The organism is Flavobacteriales bacterium (genome assembly GCA_020635395.1).
Taxonomy (GTDB): domain Bacteria; phylum Bacteroidota; class Bacteroidia; order NS11-12g; family UBA9320; genus UBA987.
The window spans coordinates 732,209-756,870 of the sequence record JACJZV010000001.1 but is presented as its reverse complement, the minus strand read 5'-3'; the positions used below and the strand labels follow the sequence as shown (position 1 = coordinate 756,870).

The window sequence follows — 24,662 nt, the reverse complement described above, 5'->3', positions numbered from 1 at the left end:
CGACTCTACCACCCCAAAATCTTGGCAAAAACCAGCGGAGCAACAATTGTTGCATCCGATTCTATGATGAATTTTGGTGTGTGAATATCCAATTTTCCCCACGTAATTTTTTCGTTTGGAACCGCTCCGCTATACGAACCATAACTTGTGGTAGAATCCGAAATTTGACAGAAATAACTCCAGAAAGGAACCTCTGTCCACTCCAAATCCTGATACATCATTGGCACCACACAAATTGGGAAATCTCCGGCTATGCCTCCACCGATTTGAAAGAAACCAACACCCTTTCCGCCAGAATTGGCTCTATACCATTCCGTTAAAAACATCATGTATTCAATGCCCGATTTCATAGTGGAAGTTTTTATCTCTTTTTTGATGCAGTAACTTGTAAAAATATTGCCCATTGTGCTGTCTTCCCAACCCGGCACTATAATTGGCAGATTCTTTTCGGCAGCAGCGAGCATCCAGCTGTCTTTTGGGTCAATTTCATAAAATTCTTCCAAATCACCACTCAACAACATTTTGTACATATACTCATGTGGAAAATAGCGTTCGCCTGCATCATCGGCATTTTTCCATTGCTTATGTATTTTGCTTTGCAATCTTCTAAAAGCCTCTTCTTCCGGAATACAAGTATCCGTTACACGATTCAGACCTTGTTCCAATAAATCCCACTCTTCTTGTGGCGTTAAGTCGCGATAATTTGGTACTCTTTTATAATGACTGTGAGCCACCAAGTTCATAATATCTTCTTCAAGATTGGCTCCGGTGCAAGAAATTATTGCCACTTTATCCTGTCGGATCATTTCGGCCAAAATTTTGCCTAACTCTGCCGTGCTCATAGCTCCGGCAAGTGTTATCATCATTTTGCCACCTTCGTTTAGATGTTTTATGTAGCCGTTTGCAGCATCTACAAGGGAGGCGGCGTTAAAATGGAGAAAATATTTATCAATGAAATTTGAAATCTGATTGTTCATTTTTTGTGTTTTTAATTAGTAACCAAGAATTTTTAACATACTTTTATGGCTTTGCTCTTTACTATAGATTCTCGTAAAAATCTCACCGTTTTCGTCACGGTCAATAATAATGTGTTTTGGCGAAGGAATCAAACAATGTTGAATTCCGCCAAAACCACTCAATGATTCTTGATAGGCTCCGGTATTAAAAAAGCCAATATATAAAGGTTCTTCTTTGCTAAACGCCGGAATATAAATGGCATTTACATGCTGTTCGGAATTATAATAATCATCACTATCGCAGGTAAGTCCGCCAAGCAAAACCCGCTCATACCGCTTATCCCAATTATTTATGGGTAACATCACAAATCGTTGATTGATGGCCCAAGCATCAGGAAGTGTAGTCATAAAACTGCCGTCAATCATGTTCCATTTTTCCCTGTCGTTCTGTTGCTTTTGATGAATAATGTTGTAAATCGTTCCACCACTTTCACCAACTGTAAACGAGCCAAATTCCGTAAAAATATCAGGTTCAGGAACACCTGCCTCAGTGCAAACTGTTTTTATTTGGGCTACTATTTCCTCCGCCATGTATTGATAATCATAATCAAAAGTCAATGACCGTTTAATAGGAAAGCCACCACCTATGTTTAAAGAAGTAAGTTCCGGACACTCTTTCTTCAACCGACAATACACCCGAAGACATTTATGTAACTCATTCCAGTAATAAGCTGTGTCAGATATACCCGTATTTATAAAGAAGTGTAACATCTTTAGTTTGGCATTCTCAAGAGGTTTTAATTTATTTAGATAAAAAGGAACTATATCCTTATATCCTATTCCAAGCCGACTTGTATAGAACTCAAACTTGGGCTCTTCTTCTGATGCAATTCTAATACCTACATTAAATTCTCCTTCTACCAAGGTGGCCAATTTGTCAATCTCCTCGGCATTGTCTATAATTGAATGGCAATTTTTAAAGCCCATATTCATAAACTCCGCTATTCGCTCAACGTACCCATCGGTTTTGTATCCGTTGCACACAATAAACTGGTCTTTATTTACCAATCCTTCTTCCAGCAAACTTCTAACTATCTCTAAATCAAATGCTGATGAAGTTTCAATATGAATATTATTTTTCAAAGCCTCTTCCATTACAAACTTGAAGTGACTGCTTTTGGTGCAATAGCAATAATTGTATTTACCTTGATAATCCACCTTTGCCATTGCCACATTAAACCAAGTTTTCGCTCGTTTTATATTCTCGGATATTTTAGGCAAATAAGTAAACTTCAACGGCGTTCCATACTGCTTTATAATATCCATAAGATAAATATCATGGAAGCTCAATGTATAATCATCGTTTACCTCAAACTCTTCTTGCGGGAAGTCAAACGTCTGCTCAATTAAGTCAATATACTTGTTTTTCATTAAAACTACCTTACTTAGATGGGCACAAAATTAAGAATGCAACAAACTTACATTTGAAATATTTCAAATTATTTTTGCATAAATTTATTATGATTCTCTCAAAAATCATTTCGGCATATCAAAACCAGCAATTTGAAAATTGCCTTAGCATGATAAATGAAATACAAACACCATTAAATCAAGAATTTACGCAGCTAAAAGCCAGTTGCTATCAAAAAACAAAGCAATACGAAAAGGCCATGGAAACATGGGATTTAGCCATTGCCAATTTTGGCGAACAGCCTGACTTTTTGTTAGAGAGAGGCATTTGTAAGTTTCACCTCAAATACAAAAGTTCGTTGCTTGACATGGACAAAGCCATTGATTTAGAACCGAATAACGAATATTATTACGCTTGCCGAGCCTACATTAAAGACAAAATTGGCGACACCGAAGGTTCCGTTGCCGATTATCAAAAAGCACACGAACTTGACCCTCGAAATGAAATTACGTTAAATAATCTGGGGCTGGCCGAAGAAAAACTGGGTTATACTCAAAAAGCGAGGCAACGATTTAAACAAGCCGATGAAATTGCAGGAATTGACCACATTACCGCCAAATATTTCGACATCCAAAATACGACCGATACTTCTCCAAAAAATTCAATTGGCAAAGAAATTTTCAAGATGATTTCATCGAAAAAAGAATTTGTTTCATTTCTAAATGAGGCTGCGGCTCTTTTTAAATTGAAGAAATAGCCACTTTTTTTCTAAACTTGCCTTCAAATAAGTTTAGAAATGAAATACGAGCAAATAAATAATCAGCTTTTTATAGATAACCGAACACGTTTTACTGCCGAAATGAAACCCGGTAGCATTGCCATTTTTCATAGCAACTATCAATATTCTTGGAATGGCGATGCGTTTTACAAATTCAAACAAAACTCCGATTTCTTTTGGCTAAGCGGTATAGACCAAGAAGATTCTGTTTTGGTTTTGTTTCCCGATTGTCCAATTGATGAATACAAAGAATGTTTGTTTTTGCTGGAAACCAATGAACATATAGCAGTTTGGGAAGGATATAAATACACCAAAGAGCACGCCACAGAAGTTTCGGGAATTGCCAATGTGTTTTGGAATCAAAATTATATGGATAAGCTGCGTGCGGTGATAAACATGGCCGACAATGTGTATTTACCACTCAACGAAAACGACCGTTACCCATACAAATCGCCATACAAACACTTGGATTTTGCACATGAAATGCAGGAAAAATTTCCGCTGCACCAGTATTACAGGGCCGGAAAAATTCTTCAACGATTGCGAAGCGTAAAACATCCGGTAGAAATAGAAATGGTTCGTAAAGCTATTGCTATCAGCAAATTAGGTTGGGAACGTATTTTAAAATACACCAAACCCGGTGTTTATGAATATGATATTGAGGCCGAATTAATTCATGAATTTATCAGCAACAGAGGCAACGGATTTTCCTTTGAACCCATTGTGGCCACCGGTGCCAATGCCTGCGTGTTGCACTACATCGAAAATAAAGATATTGTAAAAGACGGTGATTTAATTTTGGTTGATTGCGGCGTGGATTATGGCAATTTTGCCAGCGATATGACGCGTTGTTTGCCCGCCAATGGCCGTTTTAGCTCTCGCCAAAAAGATGTTTACAATGCAGTGTTGAGGGTGATGAGACAAGCCCGAGAATTGTTAAAACCCGGCACCATGCTTATGGAATACCATAAAGTGGTGGGAGAAATAATGGAAAAAGAACTGGTGGATCTTGGATTGATTACCATGGATGATATCAAAAATCAAGACCCCAACTGGCCTGCATATAAAAAGTATTTTATGCACGGCACATCACACTTTTTGGGGGTTGATGTACACGACAGCGGCATGCGATACGAACCCATGCAGGCCGGAAACTTATTTACCTGCGAGCCGGGAATTTACATTGCCGAAGAAGGCATTGGCGTACGCATCGAAAACAACCTCATTATCCAAGAAAACGGTTTCCTTGACCTAATGGATGAAATAAAAATGCCTATTGAGGTGGAGGAAATTGAGGAGATTATGAATCGATAGTTTGTGCCAACAACAAATATTTTTGATGGCTTGCTCAAATTATTCAATGTATTTTTTTCAATCTATGCTGGATTACAAGTAACAGGTGCATCAAAAAACCATAATGCTTTTTTGATGATTGCCGCATTTGCAGTAGCAATCCCTGTCTTTCTTTTGGTTCAAAAACTTATTTTCCAAACCTTTAGTTGCTGGCTATATCTAAGGTTCAAGTTAAAAATGGATGTTTCTTTTGATGAAGCAAAATTGTTACGAAAAACGATTTCGCCACTTTTCCTAATAAAACCATATCCAACATACACAGAGGTTAAAGCATTAGACCCAAATGTGCGATTAAGCACAGCATTAAAAATGCAAGAAAACTGGCTGGCAAAAGAGTTGAATACGAAAAAGTTGAAATGGTTACTGTTTAATCAAATGAGCATGAAATCGCATATCATACTCATTTTATATTTTGTGTTTTTTATTGCTTCACTTATCTTTTGTTTGCTCAACTATCCTCCGGCATGCTACATCACTAATTTTTTACAAAAAAATATTGGCCATTCTGATGAAATTTTCATGCTTACTTGGCTCATTTTTATCATTCCAATTACTCTTATTATTAGGAAAATAGATAGATCCTTGAAACACTTGATTTAAAAAACAAATCACAAAAATAAGTTACAAAAAATAACACAATACGCTTATTTTTAAATATTTATAAAAAATAATCAATATTATATTTGGCCAAATGTGATATTTTTTAGACACATTTGGCCAAATATAATTTTTATAATTGGCCAAATGTGGTAATTTTGAGGCACATTTGGCCAATTATAATGATAATAGGTAGAAATCACGAACAGCAAATATTTGACAATTGTATTCAATCAACCGAATCACAATTTATTGCCGTTTATGGTCGGCGGCGAGTAGGCAAAACATACCTCATACGAAACTATTTCGGCAAAAACATGGTGTTTCAGTTTACCGGATTGCACGAAGCAGACACCCCAACCCAACTTGGCCAATTTACCCTTGAGCTTCAAAAATATGCCGGAAATAAAGAGACTATAAGCCCTCAAAAAAACTGGCTATCTGCCATGCACACCTTAAAAATGCTAATCGAAAAAAGCAAATCAACCCAAAAAAAAGTCATTTTCTTTGACGAACTACCGTGGATAGCCACCGCTCGCAGTGGGTTTCTTTCGGCATTAGAAAATTTCTGGAATACTTGGGCTTCATCCCGAACGGATATTATTTTGGTGGTATGTGGCAGTGCGGCCTCATGGATGATAAAAAATATCGTAAACAACAAAGGTGGGCTGCACAATCGAATTAATAAAAAAATCAGACTTATGCCTTTTACCCTTGCCGAAACCGAGGCCTACTTAAAATGGAAACAAATAAAACTGGACAGATACCAAATTTGCCAATTATATATGGCCATTGGCGGCATTCCGTTTTACCTAAAAGAAGTGCCAAAAGGCAAAAGTGCCATGCAAATAATAGATGATTTGTGCTTTGCCAAAGATGGACTTTTGGCAGATGAATACAACAAATTGTATGAATCGCTTTTTGCCAATAGTAGCTACCACAAAAACATTATTGAAGAATTGTGTAGCAAAAATAAGGGCCTTACCCGTCAACAGTTGATTGATAATTCCGACTTTACTTCGGGCGGCGGGTTTAACCGTATTTTGGAAGAATTGATTGAGTCGGGGTTTGTGGCCAAAACTTTGCCCCACGGCAAAAAGAACAAAGATGCATTGTATTACGTACTCGATTCATTTTCAATTTTTTACAATAAATTTTTAAAAAATATCCGCATCGGAAAAGAAACATGGCTAAAGCAGATGAATAGCCAAACCTACATAACCTGGAGTGGGTTTGCCTTTGAGCGACTTATCATGCAACACACTTCGGCCATCAAAAAAGCCTTAGAAATTGGCGGTATCTACACCGAAGAATCATCGTGGATTGGCGAATACAATAATGAAAAAGCCCAAATTGATTTATTGATTGACCGAGCCGACAACACCGTAACAATTTGCGAAGCCAAGTTTTACAACCAAAAATTTGCACTTACTAAAAAGATTGCAGCCGATTGGAAAAGAAAAATTGAAATTTTCTCAAATCAATCTAAGACAAGGAAAAATATAACCTTTTGCGTTATCTCTACCTTTGGAATAACTGAAAATGAATACTCCATCGGCTTGGTTCAAAGTCAATTAAATTTGAATGATTTATTTATAGATTGATTTAATACAATCTACTTATTGTCAATTATTTAGGTGTAAAAAACAAATTTATATTTGGCCAAATGTGGTATTTTTAACCCACATTTGGCCAAATATAACCCAAAGTTAATCCATTGTTTTAAGCTCGCTTACCAATTCGGTCAATACTTTTTTGGCATCGCCAAAAAGCATTCGGGTTTTGTCTTTATAGAAAAGTTCGTTTTCTATTCCCGCATATCCGGCATTCATACTTCGCTTATTTACCACCACTAATTTGGCATTTTCTACCTCTAAAATAGGCATACCAAAAATGGGACTGCTTGGATCCGTTTTGGCAGCAGGGTTAACAATATCGTTGGCTCCAACAACCAGCACCACATCGGTTTGTGCAAATTCCGGATTCACATCTTCCATTTCCTTTAGCTTTTCGTAGGCCACATTGCTTTCGGCCAACAACACATTCATGTGGCCTGGCATACGACCCGCCACCGGATGAATGGCATAGGCTACCTCCACTCCTTTTGCTTCAAGAACTTCCTCTAATTCGTGCATTACGTGTTGGGCTTGTGCCACAGCCAGCCCATAACCCGGAACCACCAATATTTTCCGGCTATAATTCATTTGTATGGCCAAATCGTTCGTTGAAATTTCTTTGATGCTTCCGCTTACATCGCTTCCGCCTCCTGTTGCTCCCGTTTCGCCAAATGCTCCAAATATTACGTTAAACAATGGTCTATTCATAGCGTTGCACATTACCAAAGTTAGAAGCGTTCCGGCAGAACCAACCAAAATTCCGCCAGTCAACATCACTTGGTTGTTGTATAAAAATCCTGCAAAAGCCGCCGCCAAACCTGTAAATGAATTGAGCAACGAAATAACCACCGGCATATCTGCTCCTCCAATTGGAATTACGAACATCACTCCATAAACCATGGCCATGACAAAAAGTAAATACAACAATGCCATGCTATCGCTACCGGAAGCAGCTATGTAAACTGCAAGTGCCACCACCAATAAAAGAAAAATGGTATTCAGAATATTGTATTTGGGCAAGCGAATGGCTTTTGAAAGCGTTCCATTCAGTTTTGCCCAGGCTATCATACTTCCGCTAAAAGAAACCGAACCAATAACCATTCCGGCAAGAATAACAGCAATGTTGGTCGTATTGCCGAGGTTGTGATGAAACTCTACCAAACCAATAAGAGCTGCACAAGCACCGCCCATTCCGTTAAAAAGCGAGACAAGCTCGGGCATTTTGGTCATTGGCACTCGTTTGGCCGTTAGCCATCCAACCACGGTTCCAACGGCTATCGCTCCAAAAATCAGGACATAGATAATCGGTTTTATCTCACCTTCATGAAAAATTATGGTGCCAGCAATAGCCAGGCCCATGCCAATGGCCGCCAACATATTGCCTTTCGTTAATGTTTTGGTGTTACCCAACATTTTCAATCCCAACACAAATGTGAGAGAGGCAAACAAATAAATGATATTAAGAATATGTTCGTTCATCATGGCCTATTTCTTTTTCTTAAACATTTCCAACATTCTATCTGTAACCACAAAGCCACCTACCACATTGAGTGTTCCTAAAAACACTGCCAATGTGCCAAGTGTCAAGGCCAAATAATTATCCGTTTCGCAATTGAGCATTACAATGACGGCTCCAACTATTACCACACCATGAATGGCATTAGCCCCCGACATAAGCGGGGTGTGCAACACCGGAGGCACCTTACCGATAACCTCTACTCCAACAAAAATGGAGAGCAACACGATGTAAACCATCTCAATGTTTTCCCCAATAAAATTTATTAATTCTCCCATTTTTCTGCTTTAAAATCTTTTTTCTCCGTTGTGTGTAATCAATGTTCCGGCGGTTATTTCATCTTCCAAATCCCATTTAAACGTGCCATCAACTACCAAGTGTTTTAAGAAATTTTCGATGTTTCTGCTGAGCAGCTCACTGGCGTTGGTAGGTATCTGAGCGGGAAAGTTGCTAACCCCCACAATTTTAACTCCGTTGTGCATCACCACTTCGTCGGCCTTGCTTAGCTCGGTGTTGCCACCTTTGGCCACAGCCATATCCACAATTACCGCCCCATTTTTCATCATTTCTATTTGTTCCTTAGAAATTAAAATGGGTGATTTTGCTCCCTGCACTAATGCCGTGGTTATTACCAAATCGGCCTGTTTCAACGAATTATTTACCGCTTGTTTTTGTTTTTCGAGATATTCGGCCGTCACTTCTTTTGCATATCCGCCTTCGGTTTTTACACCGTCATCTTCCACCGATATAAATTTTGCTCCCAACGATTCAGTCTGCTCTTTGCACTCCATCCGAACATCGGTTGCTTCCACCACTGCTCCAAGCCTTTTGGCAGTTGCAATGGCCTGCAAACCTGCAACACCTACTCCAAAAATTAGCACTTTTGCAGGTGTTACTGTTCCGGCGGCAGTCATCAACATTGGGAATATTTTGCCCATGTTGTCTGCACCGCAAATCACTGACTTATAACCAGACAAATTTGCTTGCGAACTCAACACATCCATGCTTTGAGCTCGGCTGATACGAGGCATTGCATCCAAACTAAGTGCCGACACTCCTTTGTCATTGAGTTGCTTCATCATTTCATCATTGAGTCGATGAAACAATTGAGAAAGCCAAATCTGGCCAGCCTTTAATGAATCTATTTCGGTAGCAGATGGTGGGTTAATTTTTACCAAAACATCTGCACTTGTTATTGCATTGACATCAGAGATTGTCGCTCCAGCGGCCTGATAATCGGCATCTGAAAAAGAGGCCGCTTTTCCGGCATCTTTTACCACCAATACTTCAAAACCAAGTGCCGTGAGCTTTGCCACCGACTTTGGGACAATGGCCACTCGGGTCTCGCCTGAATCGGTTTCTTTAAGAACTAAAAGTTTCAATTTTCGTTTTTTTTATTGCGGTAAAATTAAGTGAATTTCGTTTACACAAGTCTATACTATAGGTTTATAATAAGGATTGTGCGTTTTCAATGACTGCCGGCAACCCACCAACATCGCTACCTCCAGCTTGAGCAAAAAATGGTTGGCCACCTCCGCCGCCTTTGATGTGTTTTGACCAATCGCGGATGAGTTGTCCGGCATTCCAGTTTTTTTCTTTTACCAGATTGTCCGAAATCATGATGGAAATACTTGGTTTTCCGTCAATGTCTGCCACCAAAACCGCAAACAAATTGTCCACTTCATTCCGTATTTGAAACAACAAATCTTTGATTTGAGCAGGATTTGAAGCCGATATTTGTTTTGCTAAAAAGTGTATTCCATTTCTATTTTCTATCTCACTCATTAGTTCCTTTTTAAGGCCTAAAACCTGAGCCTGCTCGTACATTTCTATTTTTTTAAGAGCTGATTTTTGGTCGGCCAAAAGCTGCTGAACTTGTTTTACTAAATCCGAAGGATTACCCAAAAGTTGCTCTACCTCACTCAACAAATTCAACCGTTCGGTATAGAATCTTTCTGCCTCGTCTCCAGTGATGGCCTCAATTCTTCGCACTCCCGCAGCCACACTGGTTTCCGAAACAAGTTTAAACCGACCAATGTGCGAGGTGTTTTGCACATGTGTGCCTCCACACAGCTCTTTGCTGTAGTTGTTTCCAAAAGTAATTACCCGCACCACATCACCATATTTTTCTCCAAACAAAGCAGTCACTCCGCTTTGAATGGCCATATCATAAGGCACGTTTCTTTTTTCGTCCAACTCAATGCCTGCGGCAATTTTTTCGTTAACAATTTCTTCCACTTTGGCAATTTCTTCATCCGTCATTTTTGAAAAATGCGAAAAGTCGAATCGCAGTTTTGAGGGGTCAACCAAACTGCCTTTTTGTGCCACATGATCGCCCAGCACCAGACGCAACGCCGCGTGCACCAAGTGCGTGGCACTGTGATTTTTAGCGGTATTTTCTCGGTTCTGTAAATTGATTTTGGCTTCAAAGTTTTGATGAAAGTTTTCGGGCAATTTGTTTACAATATGTACAATCAAATCGTTCTCCTTTTGGGTATCTACCACCGAAATTTTCTCGTTGTTTTCTGTTCCGGTTAAAAGTCCGGTGTCGCCCACTTGTCCACCACTTTCGGCATAAAAAGGAGTGACATTAAACACCAATTGGTATTTTTCTTTCCCCTTTACCGTCAATGTTCTATAACGGGTTATTTTGATGATGGCTTCTGTAAAATCATATCCAACAAATTCCTCTTTTTCGCCGTCAAACACCACATTCCAATCTCCTGTTTCTTTGGCAGCATCCGCTTTTGAACGTGCTTTTTGCTCGGCCAACGCTTTTTGAAAGCCTTCCATATCCACAGTCATTCCTCGCTCGGCGGCAATTAATTGGGTAAGGTCTATCGGAAAACCAAAGGTATCATACAATTCGAAAGCCACTTGGCCATCAACAGATGATTTGCCCGTCTCAAAGTAATTTTCAAGTCGGCTTAAACCAGAATTAAGTGTTCTCAAAAATGAAACCTCCTCTTGCTCAATCACCCTGGCCACAAAATCCTTTTGAGCATTTAACTCAGGGAAAATATCGGCAAACTGAGAAGCTAATTTTTCGACCAATTTAAACAAAAACGGTTGCTCAAAACATAGGTAGCTATAGCCATATCGAACGGCACGTCGCAATATCCGTCGAATAACATATCCTGCACCACCGTTGCTCGGCAGCTGACCATCGGCAACGCAAAAGCTCAATGCCCGAATGTGGTCGGCAATCACCCGAAAGGCAATATCTGTTTTTTCGTCAAAGCCGTAGTTTTTGCCACTTATTTTCTCCAATTCAATTATGGTATTCATAAACAAATCGGTGTCGTAGTTTGAGTTTTTTAGCTGAATGGCTCGCACCACACGCTCAAGCCCCATGCCTGTATCGACATGTTTGTCCGGCAGTTCTTCCAATGTTTTGTCGGCCTTTCGGTTGAACTCCATAAACACCAAATTCCACAACTCAATTACCTGAGGGTGGTCGGCGTTAACCAGTGTTTTTCCATCTCGTTCTTTTCGCTCTGTTTCGCTCCGCAAATCATAATGAATCTCGCTGCACGCCCCGCAAGGGCCGGTGTCGCCCATTTCCCAAAAATTGTCCTTTTTGTTGCATCGCAAAATTCTATCTGCCGAAATGTAGTTTTTCCAAATTTCTTCTGCCTCCGTATCTGCTAGCAAATTATCAGCCTCGTCACCCTCAAAAACCGTAACATACAATCGAGTTTTATCGAGTTTATACACTTCTGTTAAAAGCTCCCAAGCCCAGGCTATGGCTTCCTTTTTAAAATAATCGCCAAAACTCCAGTTGCCCAACATTTCAAACATGGTATGATGGTAGGTATCCACCCCCACTTCCTCCAAATCGTTGTGCTTGCCCGACACCCGAAGACACTTTTGCGTATCGGCCACCCGAACATCCTTGGCCGCTTTATTGCCCAAAAAATAATCCTTAAACTGATTCATCCCGGCATTGGTAAACATCAATGTCGGGTCGTTTTTTACCACAATAGGAGCGGAAGGAACAATGCGGTGTTCCTTTGATTTAAAGAATTCCAGAAACTTATTTCGTACCTCAGTTGAAGTCATTTATCGAATAATTTTATTGTTATTTTTACTTAAAAATATTGTTGGATTTTTACCCTTTTAATTTTATATATTCGCACGGCGAAAGTGTGGGGCAAAAATACGCTTTCAATACAAGAGAAAAATGGCAAAAAACAGATATAAATTTAATTCAAAAACACTCAATTACGAACACGTAAAAACCCCTTTTTGGACTGTAAGTCTTCGGGTATTTGGTTTTTTGTGTGCCGTTGGGTTATTTTCTTTGGTGGTTATTAAAGCATCATACAGCATCTTTGATTCGCCAAACGAGCAGGTTTTGAAACAAAAATTGCAAGAACAAAAAATCGAAATTGACAGACTTGAAGGCAGGTTGAATAACCTTTCTGCCACCTTTAATTCGCTCGAAAAAAAGGACAATGATATTTATAGAGAGATTTTTGGTGTGCCGATGCCTGAGTCTATGAAAGCTGCCGGTATGGGTGGTAGCAACAGATACGACCATTTGAACAAAATGGCTTATGGCAAATCGTTGGCTGATATTAATAAACAATTGGACGAGTTGGCTTCGAGAGCTAAGGTTCAAAAAACATCGTATGAAGAATTGGTAAAATTGGCCAAACAACGTTCGAAAAAATTATCATCTATTCCTGCCATTATGCCCGTATCTAATAAAGATTTAACGAGACTTGCTTCGGGATATGGACAAAGAATTGATCCCTTTTATAAAATTCCTAAATTTCATAGTGGAATGGATTTTACCGCACCAACCGGCACCGAGGTTTACGCCACTGGAGACGGCGTGGTGGAAGTGGTTGAGTCTAAAAAATGGGGCTACGGACAAAGCATCATTATCAATCATGGTTTTGGATACAAAACTCGGTATGCACACTTGAGTCAATTTAAAGTTAAAACTGGTCAAAAAGTAACTAGAGGTCAAATTATTGGCTTGGTTGGCAACACCGGAAAATCGACAGGAGCACACTTGCACTACGAAGTTTTGATAAACAACGAGGCTCAAAATCCGGCAAACTACTATTACAGCGATTTGTCAGACGGGCAGTATGAAGAGATGATTGAGCTTTCAAATAACCCAAATCAGGCGTTTGACTAATGCCCTCGAGCATTTTACCCGACAAAATTTATTTTTCAATATCTGAAGTTTCAAACCACTTTGGTGTGGCCACTTCCCTTTTGCGATATTGGGAAACAGAGTTTGATGCTCTAAAACCTAAGCGAAACAAAAAAGGCCGCCGTTTTTATTCAAAACAAGATATTGAGTTGATTCACTCTATTTATCAGTTGGTAAAGATAGAGGGGCATACATTGGAAGGGGCAAAACATCAACTAAAAAGCAATCGAAAAAGGGTTGCCTCAAAAGTGGAAGTAAAAGAATCTCTGTTAAAAATTAAACAATTTCTAACCGAGTTGCGTGACAGCATTTAATATTATTACTACATTAGCTGCCATGAAACAACCAATCCTTTTTTCCATATCTGTCTTTCTGCTCTGCATTTCTGCCAACATTTTGCATGCTCAAGTAGCACCAAGTGCCGATGGTGGCAAGGCTGCATCTATTGCCAACATTCGATATAGTGAAGAGTCGGCTTGGGCAGTATTTAACAACCCTGCTCAAATGATTTCTGAGAAAAAGATATTGGCAGCCGTGGCATACCGCAACCCCATGGGAGTATCGGGTTTAAACAATGTTTCTTTTGCCTTTGGCTATTCTCTAAAAAACTCAGCTGTTGGGTTGCATTACAATACGGTGGGTTATGAAGTTTCCGGCCAGTCGATTTCAACCGTTTCATTTGCCCAAAAAATAGATAAACAGGCAAATATTGGATTGTCCATTCATCAATATCGTTTTCGCTCAAACCAAAATTTGTTTAAAAATAATCTCGATGTTGGATTTAGCCTTGCCCTGCATGCCAAACCCACCGAAAAAATGGAGACGGATGTCATCCTTTTCAATCCGGTTGGAAAGGTATTAGAATCCAATTTGCCCCCCACAGGATACGTAATGTTGGCCTACGAAATTAATGACATTGTAAAATGGTATGCCCAAGTTGATGTGAGCCTCTTTGTAGGAACGGCCTTTAAAACCGGATTTATTTACCAACCAAACAATCAGCTTCATGTTGGTTTTGGCGTTGGGTCAAATCCAACGATATTGAGTTTTGGTTTAGGCTATCAACTAAAAAAATGGTCGCTAAATTCATCGTTTGTCCGGCACCATTCGTTTGGCTTTTCTCCCGTTATTTCTGGTGAATTTGAAAAATGAGGCTTCTTGTTTTCATATTCTGCCTCGCCCTGTTTGCCCCCGTTTTTGCCCAAAACACTGGCTCTTTTGAAGAAATGATGGAAAGGTTGTTGGAAACTCAGGATGGTGAATCCGACTATCAGGATTTTATAGACCGATGGGCTGCCTACCGCAATAACCCAATCAATTTGAACAAATGCCAGGCAACGGACTTGTTGAATTTGGGAATTTTGACTGTGGAAGAAGCCAATGCCATCATCAATCATCGCGAAAAATACAGCGACTTTATTGATATATTGGAGTTGCAAGTTTGCAACTTGCCAATAGAAAAAATTGGCTATCTAAAGTTTTTTGTTCGGGTTGATAATTTTTATATGTCAAACGCAACTCAATACAAACAGCAACTTTTTATTACTTGTCAAATACAATCTCCACAAAAGTTGGGTTTTTTAAACTCCGACTCTACCGAAAACAGGTATTATGGAAATGCACTGAGACAAGTGGTTCGTTACAGAGGAACTTCGGGGCGGTTTGTTTCGTACGGTGCAACCTCCGAAAAAGATGCCGGCGAGCCATTTTTAACCAACAAAAACCGGCTTGGTTTCGATTATTATTCGGCCTATTTCATCTACCAAAATCCATATAAAACCATCAATAAAATATTGATTGGCGATTATCAAGCCAATTTCGGGCAAGGTTTAACGCTCGGCTCGGGTTTGGGTTTCCGTAAATCAGCGTTGACACTCAATACCATGAAAAACAGTACTGGCCTTACGGCGTATCGTTCTCTAAACGAAAACCAATTTTTGAGAGGTGCAGCCATTTCGGCCAAGTTAAAGCAAATTGACTTGAGTGCTTTTGCAAGCCGATTGCACGTTGATGCCAATATTGTGGGCAACACTGACACGCTTGAGCAAGATTTTGAAACAGGATTTACTTCGTTGCAAACCACGGGTTTGCACCGTAAACCGAGCGAGTGGAACGACAAAGATGCTCTGCTAATGACCCAATTGGGCTATAACCTAAAAACTAAACACCACCATTTTACCATCGGACACACCGCCTCTTTTGTGCAATTTGCCGGAAACCTCATTAAGAATGATGCACTTTATAAAAAATATGATTTTGATGGAAATAGATACTCCAAGTTTGGAGTTAACCACAGTTTTTATCTCGGCAATTTTTTATTTTTTGGTGAGGCAACACTTTCATCAAACAAAAAGAAGGCATGGGTAGAGGGCGTATTGTTTAGTTTAGGAAAAAGTTTAGATTTTACATTTTTCTATCGAGATATTGATGCCGGATTTATTGGGCTGCAAAGCAATGTTTTTGCAGAATCGAGCAATGCTTCGAATGAAAAAGGAATGTATTCGGGGTTTTCTTTCAAACCCAACAAAAAGCTCGAAATTGTTGGATATTCTGATTATTACTCCTTTCCCTGGCTTACCTTTTCGGCTCAAAACACCACTGTGGGTTCCGATTTTTTATCAGAAATTAGGTATAAATTTACCAAAAAAGTAATTGCCTATTGTCGCTTTAAACATGAAAAGAAAGAGCAATCTGCATCAGAAAACTTACCTCAAAAAATCTTGGTAGAATCCATCTCCAATCGCTTTAGGTTTAACATAGACATTACCACAAATTCATTTCTTAAACTTCGCACTCGGATAGAGACCAACTCATACAAAATAGGAAACAACCAGCCTACATTTGGCAACCTTATTTTTCAGGATATTACCTATCGTTTCCATAGAATTCCGTTAAAACTGACTATGCGTTTTGCCATTTCTCAAATTGATGATTTTAACAATCGAATTTACACCTACGAAAACGATGTCCCGTTGAGTTATTCTATTCCCTTTTATCAATACAACTCCGTAAAAAACTATGCCCTTCTGAATTATTCCATATCAAATAATATTGATTTTTGGCTCAAATTTGCACACGAATTTAAAGCCACAAATGGTTTTGGAAGCGGCTTAGACTATATCTATGGCAACACCAGAAATGATTTAAAATTTCAATTACAAATTCAGCTTTAATGACAAAACTCAGCGTAAACATTAACAAACTGGCCACCATCAGAAACGCACGAGGAGGAAATAATCCGGACATTATTAAAGCCGCAATGGATTGTGAACTCTTTGGGGCGGATGGAATTACTGTGCACCCAAGACCGGATGAGCGGCACATAAGATATGCTGATGTGCGGGCATTGAAAAAAGTGGTAACGACCGAATTGAATATTGAAGGCAACCCGACAATTGATTTTATTGATTTGGTTTTAGAGGTAAAACCTACACAAGTTACTCTGGTGCCGGATGACCCCAATGTTTTGACCAGCAATGCAGGTTGGGATTGCATACGTTATCAAAATTATTTGCAACCTATCATTGCAAAATTTAAAAATGAAGGCATCAGAACCTCCATTTTTCTCGACCCTGTGACTGACCAAGTGAAAGCCGCCAAACAAACCGGCACAGACCGCATTGAACTTTACACAGAGTCGTATGCCTCCAGATTTAAAACCAGTAAAGAGGATGCAATTGCCGTTTATGTGGCTGCCGCACGAGAAGCTATGGCTCAACAAATTGGCTTAAACGCTGGCCACGACCTCGACTTGCATAACCTTCGCTACTTCAAAACCAAGGTTGCTAATTTGTTGGAAGTCAGTATTGGCCACGCACTTATTTGCGATGCCATTTATTTGGGTTTGAAAAATACAATTGAGCTTTATCTTGCTGAACTGATATAAGAATTACCTGTTTCTTAGCTGATGCACTACATCATTCAGCGTGTTAATAACCTCATCCAAAAGCCCCGAAATCAGATTCACATTCGAGCGGTTTTTCCCCCATTGTTCCAAATCCCGTATTTTTTGTTTTAGGCTAACAATGCCCATCATATCAATAGATGGTTTTATCTTGTGGGCAGCGGCTCCCAAATCTTCCAAATCGTCATTTGCCAAAGCAGTTATCATTCTATCTACCGACTCTGGTGTCATTTGAATAAACATTTCCACCATTTTATCGATAAATACTTTATCACCTCCTGCCAAAGCCTCTAATTGTTCTAAACTATATAATTTCTCTTCGTTCATTATCATGTAAGTATTCATTTTAATAATTCTTTCCTAACTCTGCTGCTTCTTCTTGAAGCATTCTGTATATGGTTGATTTGCCAATTTGCAATTTCTTGGCTACCGTAACCACATCATCATTGTATTTACTCAAATAGAATTTTACGATTCTATTCTTGTATTCGTCCAACGGCATTTCATTTTGCAAAAGTGTGTCAATGCTGCCTGATGAATTGAACGTAATGTGTTCGTCATCAATAATGTTCGTATCAGTCATTACACACGAAAGTTCGATAACGGCTTTAAGCTCACGAATATTACCCGGCCAAGGATATTTCAACAATTTATTTTGAGCAGAGGTGGAGAGTGTCAATTTTTGAACATCATTCTCCCTACAGTACTCATCAATAAAGTGTTTTGAAAGCATCAAAATATCGTTTCCTCGTTCTCGCAATGCAGGTAATGCAATGGGCAATCCCAACAAGCGATAATAAAGGTCTTCTCTAAAATTCCCTTTTCTTACTTCTTCGGCCAAATCTTTGTGGGTGGCACATAATATTCTACAATTGAGTTTTACAACGCCCGACCCCCCAACACGGGTCAACTCTTTTTCTTGGAGAACACGCAAAAGCTTTGATTGCATGTTAATGTCCATTTCACCTATCTCATCCAAAAAAATAGTTCCACCAGTGGCTTCCTCAAATTTCCCTATTCTTCGGGCAATGGCTCCTGTAAAAGCTCCTTTTTCATGACCAAACAACTCACTCTCAATAAGTTCTGACGGGATAGCCGTGATGTTTACAGCCACAAACGGTTTTTTTGCCCGTTGGCTATTATAGTGTATGGATTTGGCCACCACCTCCTTACCCGTTCCGGTTTCGCCGGTAATTGAGACAGTGATATTGCTGGTAACAGCCTTTTGAATGAGGCTAAATACCCTTTTCATAGGTTGGCTATTGCCAATTATTGATTTGCTAAAATCATATTTCTGAACAATTTGTTTTTTCAGTTCAGAAATTTCTTCTTTCAACTCTTCTTTTTCGCGGATGTTTTTTATGACGTTCCAAATCCGATCCTTCGTTTCATCGTCTTTGATAATATAGTCGTAAGCACCATCCTTTAAAAGCTTAATGACTGTGCCAATATCTTCCTGACCGGATATGATAACCACGGGCAATTCAGGGTTAAACTCCTTAATTCTTTTCAGAACCTCCTCTCCTGAAATATCAGGCAGAGAGTAATCTAAGGTTATCAGAGAAGGCTCCTCCTCAAGGTGCTTCAAAAATTCTTTACCTGTGGTAAATTTTTGAACGGAAACATCCGGATTTAAGGATAAGTGATATTCAATTACTTCACCGTACCAAACATCATCCTCAACAACAAAAATTTTAAATTCTCCAGCCATAATGCGAGTAGCATGTTATCATTAATTGGTGCAAATATACAAAATAATTTTCCCATAATTAGAATTTTTCTCAAATTTTACCAAAAAGTTCATTGCGAGAATACAAAAGTAGTTCAAATCGTATATTTCACTTATTATTTTTACACAACTATTCGTTTTTTAAGAGTTGCAACCATACTTTTGCGGCAAATTTTAAGACCTACTTAATATATAATTGATATAATGGCAAATGTTGGAAAAATTGCCCAAATCATTGGGCCGGTAGTTGACGTTAGTTTTGAAGGTGCGGGTTCTACCCCTCCAAAAATTCTGAATGCACTTCACATTAAGTTAGAAAATGGTTCAACCCTTATTTTAGAAACTCAACAACACTTGGGTGAAAACAGAGTAAGAACCATTGCCATGGACTCTACCGAAGGCTTGGTTAGAGGTATGGAAGTTGTTGACACCGGAGATGCGATACGCATGCCCATTGGCGATGCCATTAAAGGAAGATTGTTTAATGTTGTGGGCGATGCTATTGATGGTATTTCTCAAGTGGATAAAACTGGTGGAAGACCTATACATGCTGAAGCTCCAAGATATGAAGACCTTTCAACATCAACAGAGACCTTGTTTACAGGAATTAAGGTTATCGACCTTTTAGAGCCTTATGCAAAAGGTGGAAAAATTGGTTTGTTTGGTGGTGCCGGGGTTGGAAAAACCGTACTTATTCAGGAGTTAATCAACAACATTGCCAAAGCGTATGACGGCCTTTCTGTATTTGCCGGTGTAGGTGAGCGAACTCGTGAAGGAAATGACTTGATGCGTGAGATGATTGAATCTGGCATTATCAACTATGGCGAAGAATTTAAAAAATCAATGGAAGAAGGCGGATGGGATCTTTCTAAAATTGATACTGAAAAATTAAAAGAATCAAAGGCTACCTTTATTTTCGGTCAGATGAACGAACCTCCAGGAGCAAGAGCACGTGTTGCTTTGTCTGGGTTGAGCGTTGCCGAATATTTTAGAGATGGCGATGAAAACTCAGGTGGAAGAGATATTCTTTTCTTTGTTGACAATATTTTCCGTTTTACACAAGCAGGTTCTGAGGTATCGGCTCTTTTGGGTCGTATGCCTTCTGCGGTAGGATACCAACCAACACTTGCCACTGAAATGGGTGTTATGCAGGAACGAATTACTTCAACAAACAGAGGTTCTATTACCTCCGTACAAGCGGTTTACGTACCTGCCGACGACTTGACAGACCCTGCACCGGCAACAACATTTGCCCACTTAGATGCAACAACTGTATTGTCTCGTCAAATTGCTTCTTTAGGTATTTATCCTGCGGTGGATCCGTTGGATTCTACTTCTCGAATTTTGACTCCAGATATTTTAGGAGATGCACACTACAACACAGCACAACGTGTAAAAGAGCTTCTTCAAAGATACAAAGAGCTTCAAGACATTATCGCCATTCTTGGTATGGACGAGCTTTCTGAGGAAGACAAAATGGTGGTTCACCGTGCAAGACGTGTTCAGCGGTTCTTGTCACAACCTTTCCACGTTGCCGAGCAATTTACAGGTATAAAAGGCGTGTTGGTTGATATAAACGATACCATCAAAGGTTTCAACATGATTATGGATGGCGAGGTTGACCAATATCCAGAAGCTGCTTTCAACTTGAAAGGCACAATTAATGACGTGATTGAAGCTGGAGAGAAGATGTTGAAAGAAGCTAATTAATTTTAAGCTATGTATTTAGAATTAATTACACCCGATCAGACATTATTTGAAGGTGAAGTTGTTTCAGTAAAATTTCCCGGCACAAAAGGAAAATTTGAAACCCTAAACAATCATGCTTCTATTATTTCAAGCCTCGATAAAGGCACCTTGACCATAAGAACAAACAATGGCGATAAGGATTTTGAAATTAATGGCGGCATTGTTGAAGTACTAAACAATAAGATTATTGTTTTGGCTTAACACACCCTTTTGTTAGATATTAAAAAGGCTTCTCAATTGAGAAGCCTTTTTTTATGTTGTTTAAAACTTAACCAGCTTATATGTTGAACCAAAAGACGTTCTTATGTAATAAAAGCCACTACCTAATTCTTCCAAATTAATGATGGTATGTTCAAATATTTGTTTTCTCAAAATTATATTTCCAAACCCATCCACCAATTCAATCCACGAATTTGCAAAGGCTTGATCTATGATACAGATTAATACATATTCTTCTGCAGGGTTAGGAGTGATTCTGAGAATTGCGGAGCTGTTCTGAATATTTCCAATTAGACTTGTTATAGATAATTCGATAAAAAATATTGAGTCACAACCTAAGGAGTTAATAACTGTATCAAAATCAACTTTGGAAAATTTCCAAGTTTTACCACTTGGCGACACGAAGCTATCAATGGCACTTACCTTAATGCTATCCAAAGTACTATATCCAATTTTCACTTGGGTCTCGACAATTGAATCGCACCCATAGCGGCTGCTAAACGTGTCAAAAATTACAACATCAGAATAAAATACTTGTCCCTTATCATATTTAAAGGAGTCACATTCATTGATATAATTTTTATATGTACTAGTAACCCCTAAATTCAAATTATACTGTATTATTGAGTCGCATCCTGCCTCTGAATTTAATGTATCAAAGAAAACCCCAGAATTTCTCCAATAACGCAAACCATTGTCTGGGCTAAAACTATCGCAAGCTGTCACAGACACGCTATTAATTGTCTTGTTTGCAATGACTAAATCCCATATAATTATTGAATCGCACCCCTGTTGGTTATTGTAAAAGTAGCTATATCTGCCTGATTGTGTTAAAAATCTGGAACCATCTAAAGACAAAAGTGAATCACAAGCAATTAATGTGTCGACAGAAAAGTTTGACACTATCAAATCAAGTTCAATGTTGATTATGGAATCGCAACCAATATCATTTCTTATGGTGTCGTTGTAGTTACCCGATGAAAACCAAACCTGTTTGCAGCTAGGAGAAATAAAAGAGTCACATGCTGTTATTGTAATCGTGTCGTACGTATCAATGCAAACTTCATTCAATCTCCATAATTGATATTTTTCATTTAGTTTGGTACCCTTCAAATACAAATTGTTTTTATAAACCGCAAGAGGAAATGATCCAGACCTAGATCCCTCATCCAATTCAAAAACCAAATTTGTTCCATTAGACGTTCCATCCGTTACCCATAGTTCTAAACCATGTATGTCATCGTAGGCACCAAAATAAACCTTATCCTTAAATAAAATCATCTTCTGTACTGCCGAAGAGCCTCTTCTGGTAGGTATTTCAGTGTAAATATCTTTCAACAGAAATGTTCCCGTATCAGTGCCATCCGTTCTCCATAGTTCATATCCAAAATCTGGGTGGTAAGCATTGAAGTAAAGAATATGATTATGGTGAAATAGCAAATAGGGTAAAGAAGAATCTTTCCCAGGATTTATGTCTTTGACAATTGACGTTCCAGTTTCTGTACCATCAGATTTCCATAATTCATAGCCATGTATTGAGTCATCCAAAACAAAATAAACACAACTATCCATTGCCATCATAATTGAAACGCTCCAATATTTGGTTGAGGAACTACCTGGAGTTATATCTTTAATCAATCTTGTTCCTGAATCGGTGCCATTGCTGCACCATAGTTCTAAACCAGATACACTGTCTCTTGCAAAAAAGAAAACTCTGGATCCCATTTTTTCAATTTTTGCGATGTCCGACCCCCGAACTCCCGGAAATATGTCCTTTAAAATATGAGTTCCTGTATCCGTACCATCACTTCTCCACAACTCCCTTCCGCTGGCAGCCTCTAAAGCTGTAAACAGAAGAATCCCGTTCAAATCTATGAGGTGTTGAGGAACTGAGGATTTGGTATTCTGATATATATCTTTGACCAATACGGTTCCAGTATCCGTACCATCAGTCTTCCAAAGCTCTGTTCCAACAGATGAATTGGCCGAAAAAAAAATTTGATTTCCCACCTCAGTTATATACTGTGGTAATGAAGAATTTTCACCAAGAGAAATATCTTTAATCAATTTTGTTCCTATTTCCGTTCCGTCCGTTTTACATATCTCGATTCCAAACGAATCAACGTTCGCCTGAAAATAATATTCCCCAGATTTCGCAAGCACCCCATTTTGGGCTTCTATTGTATAATCAGCATAAGGAAAACCACTCCCCTGACCTGATAGAAGGTCTTTTAGAATATGAGTCCCCGTGTCTGTCCCATTAGAGATATATAATTCCGAACCATGGTCACCATCGTTTGCAATAAAAATCATTTTATCTTTAACAATTTGAACACTTTGCAGTTCAGGATTAGTATAACCCTTGTAAATATCTTTAAGCAAATTGGTTCCAGCGACAGTTCCATTCGAAATCCAAAGTTCTGTTCCAAATTCACCATTGTTGGCGGCAAACCATAACTTATTAAGTGCTATGCGAAAGTTGGTAGGAGAACTACCTAATTCACTTGGATTGATTTCTTTAAACAGCTGTGTTCCAGAAATATTACCATTGGTTTTCCACAATTCTTGGTTGCTTGATTTACCGGCAGAGAAAAAGAGCATATTATTGAAGGTAATAAATTCGTTTGCGTACGATGATTCAACACCCGGCAATATGTCTTTGAATAACTTTGTATTTGCGGATGTTCCATCGGTTCGCCATATTTCCCAGCCATTCTTTTCTGTTGTAGCACCAAAGTATATGAAGTTCTGAAATTCACAGAAACCAGATGGCCAAGATTTACCATTGGGATTTATGTTCACCAATAGTATCGTACCTGATTTTGTACCATCAGATTTCCAAAGTTCCACGTCTCCGGTTGAATCAACTCCCTTAAATAAAAAGAAGGAATCCAAAACATGTAATTCTCTAGTATCTGTTGAATATATTGGAAAATCAGCTGTCGAAATAATTGTACCTCCATTACTACCGTCACTTTTCCAAAGATTTATATTTGACAGACTATCTTGAATCATAAAATAAAGAGTATCATGAAAATTAAATAAACAAGAAGGCCTTGAAGATTTGCTTCCTGTAATAATATCCTTCACAATTTTAGTTCCACTGAAAGTACCATCAGATTTCCATAATTCGCGTCCATTTAATGAATCAAAAGCTGAAAAGTATAAAAAATTACCTACGACCAATAAATTCGCAGGTATAGAGCCGCTCTTCCCAGCAACAATATCTCGAACAAGAGATGTTCCCGCTATTGTTCCATCCGTTTTCCACAATTCAGTTCCGTTCTTTTCGGTTGAGCATGTAAAGTAAATATTCCCATTAAAAGCCGTGAGCTGCTGAGGAAAAGATGATTGTTGACCTTTAAATAGATCTATAAATAAGTGGGTACCGCTATCCGTTCCATCACTAACCCATAGTTCTGTTCCGAATTCATTGTCAAAAGCCCTAAAATAGACCAATCCACCCAACTCTGTAAAATAGGCGGGTGAAGATGAAAGGTTGGGATCTGCTTTTGAATTAATATTTGCAACAGGCTCAGCCCATTGACCAAAAGTATGATTGAAAAAAATGAGAAGAAAAACGAATAACGATGTTGTTTTTTTCATACCTAATTTTTTAGCAAATTTATGTTATTTGATTTCAAAGATGAAAACCAAAAATCAT

General features: G+C 38.8%; 20 protein-coding genes. 11 read left to right on the top strand and 9 right to left on the bottom strand.

Annotated features, from left to right (window positions below):
• Positions 1–5: 5 nt before the first annotated feature.
• Together H6607_03250 and H6607_03245 are read right to left on the bottom strand one after the other, a co-directional pair.
• The gene (locus H6607_03250) at positions 6–977 is read right to left on the bottom strand and encodes a deoxyhypusine synthase family protein (protein ID MCB9261382.1); all 972 of its coding nucleotides are present in this window, start codon (positions 975–977) and stop codon (positions 6–8) included.
• A gap of 15 nt (positions 978–992) precedes the next feature.
• Positions 993–2,387 (bottom strand): arginine decarboxylase, encoded by a 1,395-nt coding sequence (locus H6607_03245; protein MCB9261381.1) that lies wholly within the window; start codon positions 2,385–2,387, stop codon positions 993–995.
• 89 nt (positions 2,388–2,476) lie between these two features.
• On the opposite strand from H6607_03245, the gene H6607_03240 reads away from it, so the two are divergent.
• The 4 genes from H6607_03240 to H6607_03225 all read left to right on the top strand — a co-directional run bounded on the left by H6607_03240 (position 2,477) and on the right by H6607_03225 (position 6,699).
• Positions 2,477–3,124, top strand: coding sequence for a tetratricopeptide repeat protein (locus H6607_03240; GenBank protein ID MCB9261380.1), 648 nt, complete (start codon positions 2,477–2,479; stop codon positions 3,122–3,124).
• Positions 3,125–3,163: 39 nt separating this feature from the next.
• Positions 3,164–4,459 carry an aminopeptidase P N-terminal domain-containing protein gene (locus H6607_03235; GenBank protein ID MCB9261379.1) on the top strand — a complete coding sequence of 432 codons (1,296 nt, stop codon included), beginning with the start codon at positions 3,164–3,166 and terminating at the stop codon, positions 4,457–4,459.
• 216 nt (positions 4,460–4,675) lie between these two features.
• A complete protein-coding gene (locus H6607_03230) occupies positions 4,676–5,098 on the top strand; it encodes a hypothetical protein (GenBank protein MCB9261378.1) in 423 nt (140 codons plus the stop codon).
• A 179-nt stretch (positions 5,099–5,277) separates the two neighbouring features.
• A complete protein-coding gene (locus H6607_03225; GenBank protein ID MCB9261377.1) occupies positions 5,278–6,699 on the top strand; it encodes an AAA family ATPase in 1,422 nt (473 codons plus the stop codon).
• A gap of 105 nt (positions 6,700–6,804) precedes the next feature.
• Here the strand turns inward: H6607_03225 and H6607_03220 are convergent, their stop codons facing one another.
• The 4 genes from H6607_03220 to alaS form a co-directional block, all read right to left on the bottom strand.
• On the bottom strand, positions 6,805–8,190 hold the full coding sequence (locus H6607_03220; GenBank protein MCB9261376.1) for an NAD(P)(+) transhydrogenase (Re/Si-specific) subunit beta: 1,386 nt from the start codon (positions 8,188–8,190) through the stop codon (positions 6,805–6,807).
• Between the two features lie 6 nt (positions 8,191–8,196).
• Entirely contained in the window at positions 8,197–8,505 is a 309-nt protein-coding gene (locus H6607_03215; protein MCB9261375.1) for an NAD(P) transhydrogenase subunit alpha, read from the bottom strand.
• Between the two features lie 9 nt (positions 8,506–8,514).
• A complete protein-coding gene (locus tag H6607_03210; GenBank protein ID MCB9261374.1) occupies positions 8,515–9,609 on the bottom strand; it encodes a Re/Si-specific NAD(P)(+) transhydrogenase subunit alpha in 1,095 nt (364 codons plus the stop codon).
• 64 nt (positions 9,610–9,673) lie between these two features.
• Positions 9,674–12,289, bottom strand: coding sequence for an alanine--tRNA ligase (alaS, locus tag H6607_03205; protein MCB9261373.1), 2,616 nt, complete (start codon positions 12,287–12,289; stop codon positions 9,674–9,676).
• A 121-nt stretch (positions 12,290–12,410) separates the two neighbouring features.
• Here alaS and H6607_03200 point away from each other — a divergent pair, with 121 nt between their 5' ends.
• Genes H6607_03200 through H6607_03180 form a run of 5 tightly spaced genes read left to right on the top strand, consistent with a single transcriptional unit; the run spans position 12,411 to position 17,283 of the window.
• A complete protein-coding gene (locus tag H6607_03200) occupies positions 12,411–13,379 on the top strand; it encodes a peptidoglycan DD-metalloendopeptidase family protein (protein MCB9261372.1) in 969 nt (322 codons plus the stop codon).
• A complete protein-coding gene (locus H6607_03195; GenBank protein MCB9261371.1) occupies positions 13,379–13,711 on the top strand; it encodes a MerR family transcriptional regulator in 333 nt (110 codons plus the stop codon). Before H6607_03200 ends, H6607_03195 begins: the two co-directional genes overlap by 1 nt.
• A gap of 22 nt (positions 13,712–13,733) precedes the next feature.
• Positions 13,734–14,549, top strand: a complete 816-nt coding sequence (locus tag H6607_03190) for a hypothetical protein (protein ID MCB9261370.1) — start codon at positions 13,734–13,736, stop codon at positions 14,547–14,549.
• On the top strand, positions 14,546–16,570 hold the full coding sequence (locus H6607_03185) for a hypothetical protein (protein MCB9261369.1): 2,025 nt from the start codon (positions 14,546–14,548) through the stop codon (positions 16,568–16,570). Before H6607_03190 ends, H6607_03185 begins: the two co-directional genes overlap by 4 nt.
• The gene (locus tag H6607_03180; GenBank protein MCB9261368.1) at positions 16,570–17,283 is read left to right on the top strand and encodes a pyridoxine 5'-phosphate synthase; all 714 of its coding nucleotides are present in this window, start codon (positions 16,570–16,572) and stop codon (positions 17,281–17,283) included. The genes H6607_03185 and H6607_03180 overlap by 1 nt, the downstream gene beginning before the upstream one ends.
• A 3-nt stretch (positions 17,284–17,286) precedes the next feature.
• Here the strand turns inward: H6607_03180 and H6607_03175 are convergent, their stop codons facing one another.
• Together H6607_03175 and H6607_03170 are read right to left on the bottom strand one after the other, a co-directional pair.
• Entirely contained in the window at positions 17,287–17,646 is a 360-nt protein-coding gene (locus H6607_03175; protein ID MCB9261367.1) for an Hpt domain-containing protein, read from the bottom strand.
• A 1-nt stretch (position 17,647) separates the two neighbouring features.
• Positions 17,648–19,012, bottom strand: a complete 1,365-nt coding sequence (locus H6607_03170; protein ID MCB9261366.1) for a sigma-54-dependent Fis family transcriptional regulator — start codon at positions 19,010–19,012, stop codon at positions 17,648–17,650.
• Between the two features lie 222 nt (positions 19,013–19,234).
• On the opposite strand from H6607_03170, the gene H6607_03165 reads away from it, so the two are divergent.
• Positions 19,235–20,740, top strand: coding sequence for a F0F1 ATP synthase subunit beta (locus H6607_03165; protein ID MCB9261365.1), 1,506 nt, complete (start codon positions 19,235–19,237; stop codon positions 20,738–20,740).
• 9 nt (positions 20,741–20,749) lie between these two features.
• The gene (locus tag H6607_03160; protein ID MCB9261364.1) at positions 20,750–20,980 is read left to right on the top strand and encodes a F0F1 ATP synthase subunit epsilon; all 231 of its coding nucleotides are present in this window, start codon (positions 20,750–20,752) and stop codon (positions 20,978–20,980) included.
• A gap of 60 nt (positions 20,981–21,040) precedes the next feature.
• On the opposite strand, the gene H6607_03155 is transcribed toward H6607_03160, so the two are convergent.
• Positions 21,041–24,604, bottom strand: a complete 3,564-nt coding sequence (locus H6607_03155) for a hypothetical protein (protein MCB9261363.1) — start codon at positions 24,602–24,604, stop codon at positions 21,041–21,043.
• Positions 24,605–24,662: the final 58 nt, after the last annotated feature.

Coding starts and splice junctions, on each gene's coding strand:
- H6607_03250 (MCB9261382.1), bottom strand. CDS start 977: ATGAACAATCAGATTTCAAATTTCATTGATAAATATTTTCTCCATTTT.
- H6607_03245 (MCB9261381.1), bottom strand. CDS start 2,387: ATGAAAAACAAGTATATTGACTTAATTGAGCAGACGTTTGACTTCCCG.
- H6607_03240 (MCB9261380.1), top strand. CDS start 2,477: ATGATTCTCTCAAAAATCATTTCGGCATATCAAAACCAGCAATTTGAA.
- H6607_03235 (MCB9261379.1), top strand. CDS start 3,164: ATGAAATACGAGCAAATAAATAATCAGCTTTTTATAGATAACCGAACA.
- H6607_03230 (MCB9261378.1), top strand. CDS start 4,676: ATGGATGTTTCTTTTGATGAAGCAAAATTGTTACGAAAAACGATTTCG.
- H6607_03225 (MCB9261377.1), top strand. CDS start 5,278: ATGATAATAGGTAGAAATCACGAACAGCAAATATTTGACAATTGTATT.
- H6607_03220 (MCB9261376.1), bottom strand. CDS start 8,190: ATGAACGAACATATTCTTAATATCATTTATTTGTTTGCCTCTCTCACA.
- H6607_03215 (MCB9261375.1), bottom strand. CDS start 8,505: ATGGGAGAATTAATAAATTTTATTGGGGAAAACATTGAGATGGTTTAC.
- alaS (MCB9261373.1), bottom strand. CDS start 12,289: ATGACTTCAACTGAGGTACGAAATAAGTTTCTGGAATTCTTTAAATCA.
- H6607_03200 (MCB9261372.1), top strand. CDS start 12,411: ATGGCAAAAAACAGATATAAATTTAATTCAAAAACACTCAATTACGAA.
- H6607_03195 (MCB9261371.1), top strand. CDS start 13,379: ATGCCCTCGAGCATTTTACCCGACAAAATTTATTTTTCAATATCTGAA.
- H6607_03190 (MCB9261370.1), top strand. CDS start 13,734: ATGAAACAACCAATCCTTTTTTCCATATCTGTCTTTCTGCTCTGCATT.
- H6607_03185 (MCB9261369.1), top strand. CDS start 14,546: ATGAGGCTTCTTGTTTTCATATTCTGCCTCGCCCTGTTTGCCCCCGTT.
- H6607_03180 (MCB9261368.1), top strand. CDS start 16,570: ATGACAAAACTCAGCGTAAACATTAACAAACTGGCCACCATCAGAAAC.
- H6607_03175 (MCB9261367.1), bottom strand. CDS start 17,646: ATGAATACTTACATGATAATGAACGAAGAGAAATTATATAGTTTAGAA.
- H6607_03170 (MCB9261366.1), bottom strand. CDS start 19,012: ATGGCTGGAGAATTTAAAATTTTTGTTGTTGAGGATGATGTTTGGTAC.
- H6607_03165 (MCB9261365.1), top strand. CDS start 19,235: ATGGCAAATGTTGGAAAAATTGCCCAAATCATTGGGCCGGTAGTTGAC.
- H6607_03160 (MCB9261364.1), top strand. CDS start 20,750: ATGTATTTAGAATTAATTACACCCGATCAGACATTATTTGAAGGTGAA.
- H6607_03155 (MCB9261363.1), bottom strand. CDS start 24,604: ATGAAAAAAACAACATCGTTATTCGTTTTTCTTCTCATTTTTTTCAAT.